Below are 14,160 nucleotides of genomic sequence, written 5' to 3'. Positions count from 1 at the left end.
GGCCGTCAACATTCTCAGGGCAGGGCTTGCCCTTCGCGACGCCGCGGAAGCGGCTTAGCGAGAAGCCGCTCCCTTCAGGGAGCGGAGGAGTCACGACCTGACTCCTATCACGAGCGACGAGCGGTGCCGCCGCCCGCGCGGGGAGGGCCGCCTCCTGACCGGCGCCGGGCCGGAGCACACCGAAAGGGCCACCCCCAAGGTGCGGGGATGGCCCTTTCGGTGTGCGTGAGCCGGGGCTCAGAAGTCCATGTCGCCGCCGCCGGGCATGGCGGGAGCGGCAGGGGTCTTCTCGGGCTTCTCGGCGATGACGGCCTCGGTGGTGAGGAACAGCGCCGCGATGGACGCGGCGTTCTGCAGCGCGGAGCGCGTCACCTTGGCCGGGTCGATGATGCCGTTCTCGAGCATGTTGACGTACTCGCCGGACGCGGCGTTGAGGCCGACGCCCTGCTCGAGGTTGCGGACCCGCTCGACCACGACGCCGCCCTCAAGGCCGGCGTTCACGGCGATCTGCTTCAGCGGCTCCTCGAGCGCCTTGCGGACGATCGCGGCGCCGGTGGCCTCGTCACCGGACAGCTCGAGCTTGTCGAACGCCTTGGCGCCGGCCTGCAGCAGGGCCACGCCACCGCCGGGGACGATGCCCTCCTCGACGGCCGCCTTCGCGTTGCGAACGGCGTCCTCGATGCGGTGCTTGCGCTCCTTCAGCTCGACCTCGGTGGCCGCGCCCGCCTTGATGACGGCGACGCCACCGGCCAGCTTGGCGAGACGCTCCTGGAGCTTCTCGCGGTCGTAGTCGGAGTCGGTGTTCTCGATCTCGGCGCGGATCTGGTTCACCCGGCCGGCGATCTGCTCCGGGTCACCGGCACCGTCGACGATGGTGGTCTCGTCCTTGGTGATGATGACCTGGCGCGCCCGGCCGAGGAGGTCCAGCGTGGCGGTCTCGAGCTTGAGACCCATCTCCTCGCTGATCGGCTGGCCGCCGGTGAGGACGGCGATGTCGCCGAGCATGGCCTTGCGGCGGTCGCCGAAGCCGGGGGCCTTGACGGCCACGGACTTGAACAGGCCGCGGATCTTGTTGACGACCAGGGTGGCCAGGGCCTCGCCCTCGACGTCCTCGGCGATGATGACCAGCGGCTTGCCGGCCTGCACGACCTTGTCGAGCAGCGGCAGGAGGTCCTTGTTCGCGGAGATCTTCGAGTTGACGATCAGGATGTAGGCGTCATCGAGGACGGCCTCCATCCGCTCGGGGTCGGTCACGAAGTAACCGGAGATGTAGCCCTTGTCGAAGCGCATGCCCTCGGTCAGCTCGAGCTCCAGCCCGAAGGCGTTGCTCTCCTCGACCGTGATGACGCCTTCCTTGCCGACCTTGTCCATCGCCTCGGCGATCATCTCGCCGATCTGGGTGTCACCGGCCGAGATGGACGCGGTGGAGGCGATCTGCTCCTTCGTCTCCACGTCCTTGGCGATCTTGGTCAGCTCCTCGCTGACCCGCTCGACCGCGGCCTCGATGCCCTTCTTCAGCGACATCGGGTTGGCACCGGCGGCCACATTGCGCAGACCCTCACGAACGAGAGCCTGAGCCAGCACGGTCGCGGTCGTCGTCCCGTCACCCGCGACGTCATCGGTCTTCTTCGCGACCTCCTTGACCAGCTCGGCCCCGATCTTCTCCCACGGGTCCTCGAGCTCGATCTCCTTGGCGATCGAGACACCGTCGTTGGTGATGGTGGGCGCGCCCCACTTCTTCTCCAGCACGACGTTGCGCCCCTTGGGACCAAGGGTCACCTTGACGGCGTCGGCGAGCTGGTTCATACCGCGCTCGAGACCGCGCCGGGCGTCCTCGTTGAACGCGATCATCTTGGCTGCCATACGGCTAGACCTCCCAGATACAGGGTGGCTTGCAGCGGATCGAGCCGACGCCCGCGACGGCATGAAGACTCGCGCCTCCACGACACCTGTCGCCGTGGATCGCGAGGCCCCATCGCCTCGATCCAGGTTTGTCACTCTCGACAGGAGAGTGCCAACGAACTGTTTAGCACTCTACCCGGTCGAGTGCAAGCGACAACCCCTATGACCTGGGCGGCACATGGATTTCTCCGACCGTATGCCCACTATTGGGGCCGGCCCGCAGCCCGTCCGCGGCAGGCGGGGACGACACACCTGGCGAACGACTTGGCGCGGACATGCGGAAAGGCCCGGCCCGTCGTGGTGCACGCCGGACCGAACCTTCCTGCTTAGTGATTGAGAGACTAGTGGATCTTCGTCATCGACCGGACGGGCCTGCCGCGTCAGACGGTCCGCACGGCCTCGGCCTGCGGCCCCTTCTGGCCCTGCGTGATCTCGAACTCCACCCGTTGACCCTGCTCAAGGGACCGATAACCCTCGGCCATGATCGCTGAGTAGTGGACAAACACGTCCTTACCACCGTCTACCGCGATGAAGCCGTAGCCCTTGTCCGCGTTAAACCATTTGACGGTGCCCTGCGCCACTTTCCGACTCCTCTTGCTGGGCTCCGGACCTCGCCCACTCCTCCGCGAGGCCCGTGACCTACGGAGCCGAGACGCATGCGAACTCCTCGGCTTCCTCGATCGAATCGACCATACCTGTGGCAAGGCTTGAAGCAACAGAGTCAATCGGGAAACTACTACTTGACGTTCGCTCAGAGCGGTACGGGGCTGATATTCCGCTCGCGTTTAGTTAGTTGACAATTACACTAACCACAGGACCCAGTAAGCACTTCTATTATGATAGTCACCCGCTCCACAGGGCCCCGGCATGCGAACGCCCATGCGTCCGGCGTGGGACGCATGGGCGTTCAGGTCAAGAGCCCTGGGCACGCGCCATGTGGCCGCTCGGGAGCCCCGCGAGCGGGCACCGGCGTCGGCGCCGCGAGTGTCAGCCCCCGGCGACGGCCGGGATCACGGAGATGTTCGCACCTTCAGGCGTGGCGGTGTCCAGTCCGTCGGCGAATCGGACGTCCTCTTCTCCGACATAGACGTTGACAAAACGGCGAATCTTGCCCGTTTCGTCCAGAATGCGGGCACCGATTCCCGGGAAGTCGGCGTCCAGCTTCTGGAGCACCTCGCGGAGGGTCGCCCCCTCACTGGCGACCTCCGACGCTCCGTCGGTGTAGGTACGGAGAATCGTCGGAATCCGCACAGAAACGCTCATTTATCGGGCCCTTTCAGGAGTGGTCGGCGATTGCCGTACGAAATGCGTCGAGCGAGGGTCGGATGACCGCGGTCGGCCTGGCCAAGGCGGACACCGCGTCGAGGGTCTTGAGGCCGTCCCCCGTATTGAGCACCACCGTCTCGGCATCCGGGTCGAGGACGCCGTTCGCGACGAGCTTGCGCAGCACCCCGACGGTGACGCCGCCCGCGGTCTCGGCGAAGATGCCCTCGGTGCGCGCCAGCAGCCGGATGGAGTCCACCACCTCGGCGTCGGTGACGTCTTCGACGGCGCCGCCGGTGCGGCGGGCGATGTCGAGCACGTACGGCCCGTCCGCCGGGTTGCCGATGGCGAGCGACTTGGCGATGGTGTCCGGCTTGACCGGCCGGACGAAGTCATGGCCGGCCTTGAACGCCGCGGACACCGGCGAGCACCCCAGGGCCTGCGCGGCGAAGATCTTGTACGGCCGCTCCTCGACCAGGCCGAGGGCGATCAGCTCCTTGAAAGCCTTGTCGATCTTGGTGAGCTGGGAGCCGGAGGCCACCGGGATGACGATCTGGTCGGGCAGCCGCCAGCCGAGCTGCTCGACGATCTCGAAGGCCAGCGTCTTGGAACCCTCGGCGTAGTACGGCCGGAGGTTCACGTTGACGAAGCCCCACTTGTCGCCCAGCGGGTCGCCGATGAGCTCGGAGCAGAAGCGGTTGACGTCGTCGTAGGTGCCGTCGATCCCCACCAGCCGGCCGCCGTACACCGAGGCCATGACGATCTTGGCCTCTTCGAGGTCGGACGGGATGAACACGCAGGCGTCCAGACCCGCACGCGCCGCGGCCGCGGTGACCGCGCCCGCGAGGTTGCCGGTGGAGGAGCACGACAGGGTGTGGAAGCCGAAGTTGCGCGCGGCCTCCAGCGCGATGGCGACCACCCTGTCCTTGAAGGAATGGGTGGGGTTGCCCGAGTCGTCCTTGATGTGCAGACTGCGCAGGCCGAGCTCACGGCCGAGGTTCTCGGCCTTGACGAGCTTGGTCCAGCCCGGCGCGAGGTTGCGGTGGGAGGCGACGTCGGCGGGCACCGGCAGCAGCGCACGGTAGCGCCAGATGTTGGCCGGCCCGGACTCGATCTGCTCCCTGGTCACCTTCGCCGCCCCGGCGTCACCGGGCGGAGTCCAGGCGTAGGCGACCTCGAGCGGCCCGAAACAGTCGCTACACGCGAAGATCGGGCCGAGATCGTAACGGGCGCCGCATTCGCGGCAGGACAGGGCGACGGCGGGGCCGAAGTCGAGGCTGGTCGTAGTCTCAGCTGTCGCGAGCACCATGAAGCGAGGCCTTTCCCTCATCTTCGCCCGGACCACCTTGGTCACGGGCCGGAATTGGCACCTGTCCCGGCCGGTCTCACTGGTCCTAATGAGTGCCGCGCCGTACGTCTGGCGCGATGACCACAGCCGGGAGGGTTGCCGGGGCTTCGCAGGGCCGGTCCCTCCACCCCTCTGGATGAGCTGTATGAAGTTGTGGTCCCGCTCGTATCACAAGCAGGCCAACAGAAACTGTACCTCGCCCATCAGCGCGCCCGGTCAGCCGTCTCACTAACCGAGACGTGAGCGCACGCTGGGAGAACACCCGTGCACGCTGCGGGAAGACCCGCCGCGTCGTCCGCGGCGGGGAACGTCCGGCCGGGCACTCGCCAGAGGGCGGGGGCCGGCCCGGTCAGGTGAACCTGCTGTAGGCGTCGCCGAGCGCCGCCTGGAGGTACTTACGGGCCTGGTGGATGCGCGACTTCACCGTGCCGAGCGGGATGCCGAGCTGGTCGGCCACCTCGTTGTAGTCGAGCTCGCAGATGTCCCGCAGCACCAGCGCCTGCGCCAGCTCCGGCTTGTCGGCCTCCAGGGCCTCCATGGCGTCGAGCAGATCGAGCCGCGACCCCGCGATGACGCTCACCCGGCGCGGATCGGCCCGCATCTCGGGCAGTTCCTCGGAGGTCTGCTCCGCCGCGCGGCGCTTGAGCGTACGGTAGGTCGTGCGGGCGCAGTTGGTGGTGACGATGTGCAACCAGGTGGAAAATCGGGCACGCCCCTCGAATCTCCCGATGTTGCGGGCCACCGCGAGCAGGGTGTCCTGGCAGGCCTCCTCGGCGTCCTGGTGGTAGGGCAGCAGCCGCGAGCAGTGCCGCAGCACGTCCGGCTCGATGCGGCGCAGCAACTCGCCGAGAGCCTGGTGGTCCCTGGCGGCGGCCGCCCGGGCCAGCGCCTCGGTCGCCTCGTCAAGCGCCATGCCAGAGCTCCTCTCGACGGCCCCGCGCCCGGCCTGACCACGCGCGCCAACCCATCTTATTGTGAGCGTTAAATTCCATTAATCTGCGGCCAGGCGCGCGCCACAGCGGAGAAGAACGGCGAGGGACGACCGTCGCACGACGGACGAGGAGTGGGATGGGCGGATGAACACAGTCCTGCTGGCCTCCAACCGGGGCCCGGTGTCGTTCACGCACGCGGACGACGGCACGCTGACGATGCGCCGCGGCGGAGGCGGCGTGGTGTCCGGCCTGTCCGAGGTCGTCAAGGACGCCGACGTGCTGTGGGTGTGCGCCGCGCTGTCCGACGGCGATCGCAGCGCGGTGCGGCTCGCGCCGGGCGGGCGGCTCGACCAGGCGGGGTACGACACCGGCCCGGTGCGCATGCTGGACATCCCGCCCGCCACCTTCCACCGCGCCTACAACGCGGTCGCCAACTCCACGCTCTGGTTCGTCAACCACCTGCTGTACGACACGCCGAACTCCCCGCAGTTCGACACCCGCTTCCGCCGTGAGTGGGAGTCCTACCAGGACTACAACGCCGCGTTCGCGCTCGCGCTCGCCGAGGAGGCGGCGCACGGCGCACGGGTGATGGTGCAGGACTACCACCTCACGCTCGCCCCGGCCATGCTGAGGGTGGAGCGTCCCGACCTGCGCATCGCACACTTCTCGCACACCCCGTGGGCGCCGCCGGAGTACTTCTCGCTGTTGCCCGACGACATCGCCGCCGAGCTGCTGACCGGCATCCTCGGCGCCGACCAGGCGGGGTTCCTCACCGCGCGCTGGGCGTCGGCGTTCATGGACTGCTGCGAGGCGCTGCTCGGCGCGCACGTCGACCGCGTCCAGCGCACCATCGGCTACGAGGGACACCTCACCCGCATCGGCGTGCATCCCCTCGGCGTGGACGGCGACGCGCTGTGGGCGCGCGCGTCGGAACCGGACGTCGAGTCGCACATGGCCGCGCTGCGTGAGCGGGTGGGCGACCGCAAACTGATCGTCCGCATCGACCGCACCGAGCTGTCCAAGAACATCGTCCGCGGCCTGTCGTCCTACCGGCAGTTCCTGACCGACCATCCCGAGTGGCATGGCAAGGTGGTCCACCTGGCCTTCGCCTACCCCTCCCGCCACGACCTGCCCGAGTACCGCGAGTACACCGCCGCGGTGCAGCGCTGCGCCCAGCAGATCGAGGACGAGTTCGCCGGCGAAGACTGGGACCCGCTGATCCTCAACGTGGACGACGACTACGCCCGCTCGCTCGCCGCCTACCGCATGGCCGACGTGCTGCTGGTCAACCCGATCCGCGACGGCATGAACCTCGTCGCCAAGGAGGGGCCGATCCTCGCGCCGCACTGCGCGCTGGTGCTGTCGCGCGAGGCTGGCGCGGCGGCGGAGCTCGGGAGCGACGCGCTGCTGGTCAACCCCTACGACGTGTCGGGCACGGCGAACGCGCTGCACGAGGCGCTGACGCTTCCCGAGGAGGAACGCGCGAAGCGCGGCACCCGCCTCCGCGCGGCGGCGACGGCCCTGCCGCCTCGCCAGTGGTTCGCCGACCAGCTCGCCGCCCTCGGCGACTGACGGGCGGCGCTCGCCGGGGCACGGTCACGAACGCCGTTCCGGCGGCAACCCTCACCTGCGCCCGGGCGCAGATCGGTCGGCGCCGAAATCGTGCTCGTACACGCATTTTCCGGGACGAATCTCGCTGGTACCGTCGAAGCCGTTGGAGTGCTTCCAGGCGGAGGATTCCGTGAGTCCCCCAGCGAGCCCGACCACACCCGCTCGCCTCGTCCGCGACGGTCCCACCTGGCTCATCTATCTCCAGATCTCCACCTCGGCCGCCTTCCTGTACGGGCTCTCGGCCGCGATCCCGCTGCTCCGCATCGAGCAGAAGGTCTCGCAGGCGGTCGCCGGGCTGCACGGCACCGCCATCGCGGTCGGCGCGGTGGTGAGCGGCCTCGCCATCCCCTGGCTCGTCTCCCGCCTCGGCCGGCGGCGCACGATCTGGCTCGGGCTGCTCCTGATGGGGGCCGGCGTCGCCCTGCTGGCGGCGGTCACACCGGTGCCCGCCACTCTGTCGGCGGTCGCACTGGCCGGCACCGGGAGTTCCATCACGCTGTACGTCGGTATGTCGGTGCTGAGCGACCACCATGGGAGGGCCGGCGCGGCGGCGATCAACGAGGCGAACGCGGTGGCCGTCACGGTGGGCATCGGCATGTCCTACCTGGTCAGCCTGGCCGCCGCCGGCCCGCTGGGCTGGCGGGCCGCCCTCCTGGTCACTCCGCTCGCGACGCTCGCTCTGATCGCCCTCATGGGCCGCGTGCGGGTTCCGGACACTCCGGCCGGCACCGGCGGCACGATCGGCGCCCCGCTGAAGGCGCACCCGCCGCCCGCCGGACCGTACGGCACGCGGTTCCACATCGCGTGCGCGGTGCTGTTCTGTGTGGTGGCCGCCGAGTTCCTGTTCAACTTCTTCGCCGCCAAACTGCTGGCCGACCAGACCGGCATGACGGCCGCCGTGGCCGCCACCGCGCTCACGGCCTTCACCGCGGGCATCGCCACAGGGCGGTTCGCCGGGGGACGGCTGGCACTGCGCGCCGCCCCGGCGCCCCTGCTCGCCGCCGCCCTGGTGGTGACCTGCGCCGGATGGGCGGTCTTCTGGCTGAGCACGCACCCGGTGCCGTCGTACGCGGGTCTGGCCCTCAGCGGCGCCGGAGTGGCCATGCTGTTCCCGCTCGGCCTCAGCCGGGTCATCGCGGCCTCCGGCGGGCGTCCGGACCAGGCGAGCGCGGCGGCGTCGATCTGGGCGGGAGTGGCCGTCGGCACGGGACCGTTCGCGCTCGGCGCGCTCGCCGACGCCTTCGGCACCCGTACGGCCTTCCTCCTGGTGCCGCTGCTGATCACTCTGGCCCTCACCGGCGTCGCTTTCGGCGGACGCAGCCACCCCGGAACCTGAACGATGAGGCCCGCGGTGGCCCGCAGGATCGCAGCCGAGAACGCCTGCCCGAGCCCGGACGCCCCGGCAGGCGCCGCCGCGGTACGGCAGAACGCCGCCGGGCGGCTCAGGACGCGTCGAGGGCGTCGGCCAGGGCGGACAGCAGGGCGGCGATGCCCGCGGGGCCGTTCACGACGATGTCGGCCCGCTCGGCGAGTGCGGTGACCTCGGCGGACGCGCTGCACACGGTCACGCCGGGCAGGCCGGACAGGCGTACCGCCTCGAACGCCGCGAGGTCGCCGAGGTCGTCCCCGGCGAACAGCACCGACCGCGCCCCGCGCTCGGCGAGGAAGGCGGCGAGCGCGTGCCCCTTGTCCATGCCGGCGGGCCGCAGTTCGAGCACCAGCCGGCCCGGCTCGACCAGCAGACCGGTCTCGGCGGCGAGCTTGGCCAGCGGCTCGCGCAGCGCGCGCAGGCTGCCCTCGGGGTCGGCGGCCCTGCGGGTGTGGACGGCGAGCGCCCGGCCCTTGTCCTCGATGGTGACTCCCGGCACCCCTCCGTCGCTGACCGGGTGGCCGTGCGAGGCCAGCAGACCGGGCAGCTCGGCGCGCACCCGTGCGACTCCGGGCGGGGGCGGCGGCGAGGTCAGCTCGCCGGCCTCCCAGCGCTCCAGGCCGTACTGGCCGAGCACGACCAGCCCCGGCACGTCGCCGAGGCCGGGACCGCCTTCGACCTGGCCGTAGGCGACGGCCGTGGCGGCGGGGCGGCCGGTGACGATGGCCACCGCGCCGACCAGGCCGCCCAGGCGCACCAGCGCGGCGGCCGCGGCGGGGTCGACACGGGCGTCGGCGGGGTCGGGGACGATCGGCGCCAGTGTGCCGTCGAAGTCAAGGCCGATCACCGCGCCCCGCGGATCACCTTTGATGGCAGCGAGTCCGGCGATATCCGGCAACAGGTCATCTGTCACGGGGTGACCTTTACCCCGCGGATCACGGACGCATGCCCAGACGCCGGGCCGCCCTCTCACGCTGGCGCGTGGCCCGCAGCCGCCGCAGCCGCTTGACGGTGAGCGGGTCGAACGCCATGGCCTCCGCCCGGTCGATGAGCTGCCCGAGAAGCTGGTAGTAGCGCGTCGAGGAGATGTCGAAGGCGTCGCGGATGGCCTGCTCCTTCGCGCCGGCGTACCGCCACCACTGGCGCTCGAAGGCCAGCAGCTCGCGCTCCCGCTCGCTCAGCCCGTCGCCGGCCGGGGGGAGGGACGGCTCCTCGGGATCGGCGTCGCCACGATCCGGCGCGGTGTCCATGAGGTCCTCCTCGGTCGGGTGCGCGGGAGATGTGGACGGCGGGCCTGCCAGGCGGGGAAGGGGGCGGGGGCGCCCGGGCCGCGACGCACGCGCTGCGGCAATCGTAGTCGGGAATTCGCCGCCGTTCATGACACTTCGGAAGACGGGGACGCCCGGGCGCCGCGGCGGACCGGGCCGGTCCGGCTCCGCCGGAGGCACCGAGAAGATCGACACGGCGCGCTGCTCTCGCCCCCGCGCCCCTATGACACGGCGTGCCGACGACGTACAGTCACCAGATGTGACCTCTGTCATCACGCTTCTCACCGACTACGGCCTGGAAGACGGCTTCGTGGGCTCCTGCCACGGGGTGATCCTGGGCATCGCCCCGCAGGCGCGGATCATCGACGTCTGTCACCTGGTGCCCGCCGGGGACATCCGGCGCGGTGCCGCGATCCTCGCGCAGACGCTGCCCTATCTGCCCGCCGGTGTCCACGTCGGCGCCGTGGACCCGGCCACCGCCGCCGCCCGCCGCTCGGTGGTCGTGCAGGCGGGCGACCGCCTGTTCATCGGCCCGGACAACGGCCTGCTGTCGTGGGCGCTGATGGCCTCGGGCGGCGCGCGGGTCGCCCACGAGATCGCCAACCGCGAGCTGTTCCTCAACGCCGTATCGCCGGCCTTCCCGGGGAGGGACATCTACGCGCCGATCGCGGCGCGTCTGTACGCGGGGGGCAGGCTTTCCGACGTCGGCCCGGAGATCCCGCTCGACCGCCTGCTGTCGCTGCCCGCGCCGACCGCGCGCCTGGGCGAGGGCGCGGCCGAGGGCGAGGTGCTGTCGCTGGACCGGTACGGCAACGTGCAGCTGTCGGTGACGGCGGCCGACCTGGCCGCGATCGGCGTCCAGGTGGGCGACACGCTGGCGGTCTCGATGGGCAGGCGGCAGATCACCATGCCGTTCAGGGACACCTTCGCCGCCGTGCCACCGGGGACGCTGGTCGCCTTCACCGACTCGGCCGGCCGGGTCACCTTCGCCGTACGGTCGGGCGACTGCGCCGAACGCCTGGGCCTGCCGCCCGGCGCACACGTGCGGGTGGCGAGGGCGGCCGAGGTGTGACCGGCCCTGGTGAGGTCGCCACAGCGATCACCCCACGGAACGAGGCGTCACCCGATGGCCGACGCGACATTGCCATGATCTGACCGTTCGACTCCGGCAACGGCGTACCGCGAATGGGTACGAGATGGTCACAGAGTGTAGTTACCTACATGCCGGAAGTCTCCGTCAATACCGCCACCTTTGGGCGGCGGGCGATCGGGACTTCACGGTGGACCATCTTTGGGGGAACGACCATGATTCGCCGTCTTCTGATCGCCTTCGCCTGCGCGGTGATCGCCCTCGTCGCGCCGGCCACCGCCTTCGCGTGCGCCACCGCCCCCGCGATCCGCCTGGGCGGGAACATCGGCACTGACACCGACTCGGACACCGACGGGGACACCGACGGGGACACCGATACCGATACCGACACAGGCACGGGAACCGGCTGGACCAACGGCTGGGGCACCGGCTGGGGTAATGGCCTGGGTGATGGCGGGGACACGACCGACACACTGGGCGCCGCCTGGCCGAGCGTGACCGCCAACGCCGGCAGCGGCGACGACACCGACTCAGGCACCGGCAACGGCGCCGGGGCCAGCGCCGACGCTCCGGGCACCGCCACGCAGGGGAAACCGCGCGCCGGCGCCGCCCCGAAGGCCGGGTAGGTCATAACCGCAGCTCAGCGGCCACAGCGGGCTCGGAAACCGGCGAGGAGGGCTGACGACCTGTTGACCCGGATGGCCATTGGAAGAGGTGAGGCTGACCTTCGGCCCTCGATTATTGCCGCGCGTTGACCGACGACAGCCCGTACTCCATCTCCCGCACTGGGTAATGTCTGACCAGTCACAGACAGTGACTGGCATCGGACGAATGGTCACCAAGCTCCGATAGTGACCATATTCACAGGGGGATACAGTACATGCTTCGCCGTCTTCTGACCGCGTCAGCGATCGCCGCTCTCGCCGCCATCGCACCCGCGACCATGGCGTCCGCTGACGCCAGCGTCGCCGCCAAGCCCTCGAAGGCCGCCAGTGCGGCGTGCCTCCCGAGCTGCTGCAGCACCTGCGGCGGCGTCTACGCGACGCCCATCTACACCGCGCCCATCTACCCCTCGCCGTGCTGCTCGAGCTGCCGCTGCGGCTGGGGCGGCGGTGGCTACGGAGTCGGCTACGGTGCCGGCTATGGCGGCGGCGTCGGCTACGGTGCCGGCTACGGCGGCGGTGGCGGCTACGGGGTCGGCTACGGCCGCGGCGGCCTGCTCGGCCTCGGCATCGGGCTCGGCGTGGGCTGACACCAGGGCTTCACCCGAAAGGCGGCGCTTTTGCAACTCCCTCTGCGAAAGCGCCGCCTTTCGGCGGTGGCGTCACGGCCCTGATCAGGCGTGGATGACGTCGTGCGCCTCGGCGAAGTGGCAGGCGCTCAGATGCCCGCCCGCACGCACCTCCAGCAGCGGCTCCTGCTCGGCGCAGATGTCCTGCGCCTTCCAGCAGCGGGTACGGAAGCGGCAGCCCGACGGCGGGTCGGCCGGCGACGGCGGGTCGCCCTGCAGGATGATCCGCTCGCGGCTCTCGCGGCCCTCGGGGTCGGGCACGGGCACCGCCGACAGCAGCGCCTGGGTGTAGGGATGGGCCGACCGTTCGTAGATCGCCTCGTCCTTACCCAGCTCGACGATCTTGCCCAGGTACATCACCGCGACACGGTCGGAGATGTGCCGCACCACCGACAGGTCGTGGGCGATGAAGATGTAGGCCAGGTTGAACTCTTCCTGCAGCCGCTCCAGCAGGTTCATCACCTGCGCCTGGATCGACACGTCCAGCGCCGAGACCGGCTCGTCACAGATGATGATCTCCGGCTGGAGCGCGAGGCCGCGGGCGATGCCGATGCGCTGGCGCTGGCCGCCGGAGAACTGGTGCGGGTAGCGGTTGATGTGCTCGGGGTTGAGGCCGACCACCTCGAGCAGTTCCTGGACCTTCCTGCGCCGGTCGCCCTTGGGCGCCACGTCGGTGTGGATCTCGAACGGCTCACCGATGATGTCGCCGACCGTCATGCGGGGGTTCAGCGAGGTGTAGGGGTCCTGCATGACCATCTGGATGTTGCGCCGCATGCGCTTGAGCTCGGCGCCCCGCGCCTTGGTCATGTCCTGGCCGTTGATGGTCACCCCGCCGGAGGTGGGCCGCTCCAGGGCCATCAGCAACTTGGCCAGGGTGGACTTGCCGCAGCCGGACTCGCCCACGACGCCCAGCGTCTCACCGCGGTGCAGGTCGAACGAGACGCCGTCCACCGCCTTGATCGCGCCGATCTGGCGCTTGAGAACGATGCCCTGGGTCAGCGGAAAGTGCTTGACCAGGTCACGAACCTCGAGGATCCGCTCACCCGAGGGTGCCATCGAGGACCTCCCGGTAGTAGTGGCAGGCGCTCCCGCGCGTCCCGCTGATCTCGTACAGCGGAGGCACGTCGGTCACGCAATTGTCGCGACGGTACGGGCAGCGGGGGTGGAAGGCACAGCCCGAGGGCATGTCGAGCAGGTTCGGCGGCAGCCCCTTGATCGCGTAGAGCTCCTGGCCCTTCATGTCGACCCGGGGGATCGAGTCCAGCAGGCCCTTGGAGTAGGGGTGCGCCGGGGTCTTGTACAGGTCGTGGACCGGAGCGTGCTCCACGATGCGGCCGGCGTACATGACCGCGATCTTGTCGGCGACGTCCGCCACCACGCCGAGGTCGTGGGTGATCAGGATCAGGCCCATGTTGCTCTCGCGCTGCAGCTCGGCGAGCAGGTCCATGATCTGCGCCTGGACGGTCACGTCCAGCGCGGTCGTCGGCTCGTCGGCGATCAGGACCTCGGGGTCCAGCGCGATAGACATCGCGATCATGATGCGCTGGCGCATACCGCCGGAGAACTGGTGCGGGTAGTCGTTGACCCGGTTCTTGGCGGCCGGGATGCGCACGCGGTCCATGAGCTCGACGGCCTTCCTCATGCCGTCACGCTTGGACATGCCCCGGTGGACGCGGAACATCTCGCTGATCTGCCAGCCCACGGTGAACACCGGGTTCAGGGCGGACAGAGCGTCCTGGAAGATCATCGCGATGCGCTGGCCGCGGATCTGGCTGCGGGCCTGGTCGGAGAGCTTGAGCATGTCGGTGCCGCGGAAGCGGACCTCGCCCTTGGGGATGCGCGCGGGCGGCATGTCCAGGATGCCCATGATGGCCTGGGCGGTCACCGACTTGCCGGAGCCCGACTCGCCGAGCACGGCCAGGGACTCCCCTGCGTTCACCGTGTAGCTCACGCCGTTGACGGCGCGCACCAGACCCTGGCGCGTGGTGAACTCCACGTGCAGGTTGTCCACCACCAGCAGCGGCTCGGTGGTGGCCTCCGCCTCCAGCGGATGGGTGTCGATAGACGGGTTACTCACCTTCGGTGC

Annotated in this window: 14 protein-coding genes and 1 riboswitch; of the genes, 5 read left to right on the top strand and 9 right to left on the bottom strand. The window is 70.0% G+C overall.

Annotation, left to right across the window (positions count from 1 at the left end):
* Positions 1 to 237: 237 nt before the first annotated feature.
* From groL to IEY93_RS35435, 5 genes are all read right to left on the bottom strand, one after another.
* Positions 238 to 1,863: a chaperonin GroEL gene (gene groL, locus IEY93_RS35455; RefSeq protein ID WP_189167551.1), complete on the bottom strand. Its 1,626-nt coding sequence runs from the start codon at positions 1,861 to 1,863 to the stop codon at positions 238 to 240.
* Positions 1,864 to 2,282: 419 nt separating this feature from the next.
* Positions 2,283 to 2,483: a cold-shock protein gene (locus tag IEY93_RS35450; RefSeq protein ID WP_189167550.1), complete on the bottom strand. Its 201-nt coding sequence runs from the start codon at positions 2,481 to 2,483 to the stop codon at positions 2,283 to 2,285.
* A gap of 406 nt (positions 2,484 to 2,889) precedes the next feature.
* Positions 2,890 to 3,165 carry a MoaD/ThiS family protein gene (locus tag IEY93_RS35445; RefSeq protein WP_189167549.1) on the bottom strand — a complete coding sequence of 92 codons (276 nt, stop codon included), beginning with the start codon at positions 3,163 to 3,165 and terminating at the stop codon, positions 2,890 to 2,892.
* A 13-nt stretch (positions 3,166 to 3,178) separates the two neighbouring features.
* Positions 3,179 to 4,474: a threonine synthase gene (gene thrC / locus IEY93_RS35440; protein ID WP_189167555.1), complete on the bottom strand. Its 1,296-nt coding sequence runs from the start codon at positions 4,472 to 4,474 to the stop codon at positions 3,179 to 3,181.
* Between the two features lie 14 nt (positions 4,475 to 4,488).
* A riboswitch (SAM riboswitch) is annotated at positions 4,489 to 4,656 on the bottom strand.
* Positions 4,657 to 4,862: 206 nt separating this feature from the next.
* Positions 4,863 to 5,426 (bottom strand): RNA polymerase sigma factor, encoded by a 564-nt coding sequence (locus IEY93_RS35435; protein WP_189167548.1) that lies wholly within the window; start codon positions 5,424 to 5,426, stop codon positions 4,863 to 4,865.
* Positions 5,427 to 5,589: 163 nt separating this feature from the next.
* Here IEY93_RS35435 and IEY93_RS35430 point away from each other — a divergent pair, with 163 nt between their 5' ends.
* Both IEY93_RS35430 and IEY93_RS35425 read left to right on the top strand, forming a co-directional pair.
* Complete coding sequence (locus IEY93_RS35430; protein ID WP_189167547.1) at positions 5,590 to 7,017, top strand: alpha,alpha-trehalose-phosphate synthase (UDP-forming); 1,428 nt, start codon at positions 5,590 to 5,592, stop codon at positions 7,015 to 7,017.
* Positions 7,018 to 7,186: 169 nt separating this feature from the next.
* On the top strand, positions 7,187 to 8,392 hold the full coding sequence (locus IEY93_RS35425; protein WP_189167546.1) for an MFS transporter: 1,206 nt from the start codon (positions 7,187 to 7,189) through the stop codon (positions 8,390 to 8,392).
* 106 nt (positions 8,393 to 8,498) lie between these two features.
* Here the strand turns inward: IEY93_RS35425 and otsB are convergent, their stop codons facing one another.
* Both otsB and IEY93_RS35415 read right to left on the bottom strand, forming a co-directional pair.
* The gene (otsB, locus tag IEY93_RS35420; protein ID WP_189167545.1) at positions 8,499 to 9,272 is read right to left on the bottom strand and encodes a trehalose-phosphatase; all 774 of its coding nucleotides are present in this window, start codon (positions 9,270 to 9,272) and stop codon (positions 8,499 to 8,501) included.
* Positions 9,273 to 9,360: 88 nt separating this feature from the next.
* A complete protein-coding gene (locus IEY93_RS35415; RefSeq protein ID WP_189167544.1) occupies positions 9,361 to 9,675 on the bottom strand; it encodes a DUF3263 domain-containing protein in 315 nt (104 codons plus the stop codon).
* Between the two features lie 277 nt (positions 9,676 to 9,952).
* Here IEY93_RS35415 and IEY93_RS35410 point away from each other — a divergent pair, with 277 nt between their 5' ends.
* From IEY93_RS35410 to IEY93_RS35400, 3 genes are all read left to right on the top strand, one after another.
* Positions 9,953 to 10,765 carry an SAM hydrolase/SAM-dependent halogenase family protein gene (locus IEY93_RS35410; RefSeq protein WP_229691737.1) on the top strand — a complete coding sequence of 271 codons (813 nt, stop codon included), beginning with the start codon at positions 9,953 to 9,955 and terminating at the stop codon, positions 10,763 to 10,765.
* A 149-nt stretch (positions 10,766 to 10,914) separates the two neighbouring features.
* Positions 10,915 to 11,409: a hypothetical protein gene (locus IEY93_RS35405; protein ID WP_189167542.1), complete on the top strand. Its 495-nt coding sequence runs from the start codon at positions 10,915 to 10,917 to the stop codon at positions 11,407 to 11,409.
* Between the two features lie 254 nt (positions 11,410 to 11,663).
* A complete protein-coding gene (locus IEY93_RS35400) occupies positions 11,664 to 12,035 on the top strand; it encodes a hypothetical protein (protein WP_189167541.1) in 372 nt (123 codons plus the stop codon).
* Positions 12,036 to 12,119: 84 nt separating this feature from the next.
* Here the strand turns inward: IEY93_RS35400 and IEY93_RS35395 are convergent, their stop codons facing one another.
* Positions 12,120 to 13,130 (bottom strand): ABC transporter ATP-binding protein, encoded by a 1,011-nt coding sequence (locus IEY93_RS35395; RefSeq protein ID WP_189167540.1) that lies wholly within the window; start codon positions 13,128 to 13,130, stop codon positions 12,120 to 12,122.
* Positions 13,114 to 14,151 carry an ABC transporter ATP-binding protein gene (locus IEY93_RS35390; protein WP_189167539.1) on the bottom strand — a complete coding sequence of 346 codons (1,038 nt, stop codon included), beginning with the start codon at positions 14,149 to 14,151 and terminating at the stop codon, positions 13,114 to 13,116. Before IEY93_RS35390 ends, IEY93_RS35395 begins: the two co-directional genes overlap by 17 nt.
* Positions 14,152 to 14,160 lie beyond the last annotated feature (9 nt).

Origin of the sequence: Sphaerisporangium melleum (assembly GCF_014646695.1) — a bacterium.
Classification (GTDB): Bacteria; Actinomycetota; Actinomycetes; order Streptosporangiales; family Streptosporangiaceae; genus Sphaerisporangium; species Sphaerisporangium melleum.
Note: the sequence above shows the minus strand (reverse complement) of the source record. Positions and strands in the feature narration are given on the sequence as shown.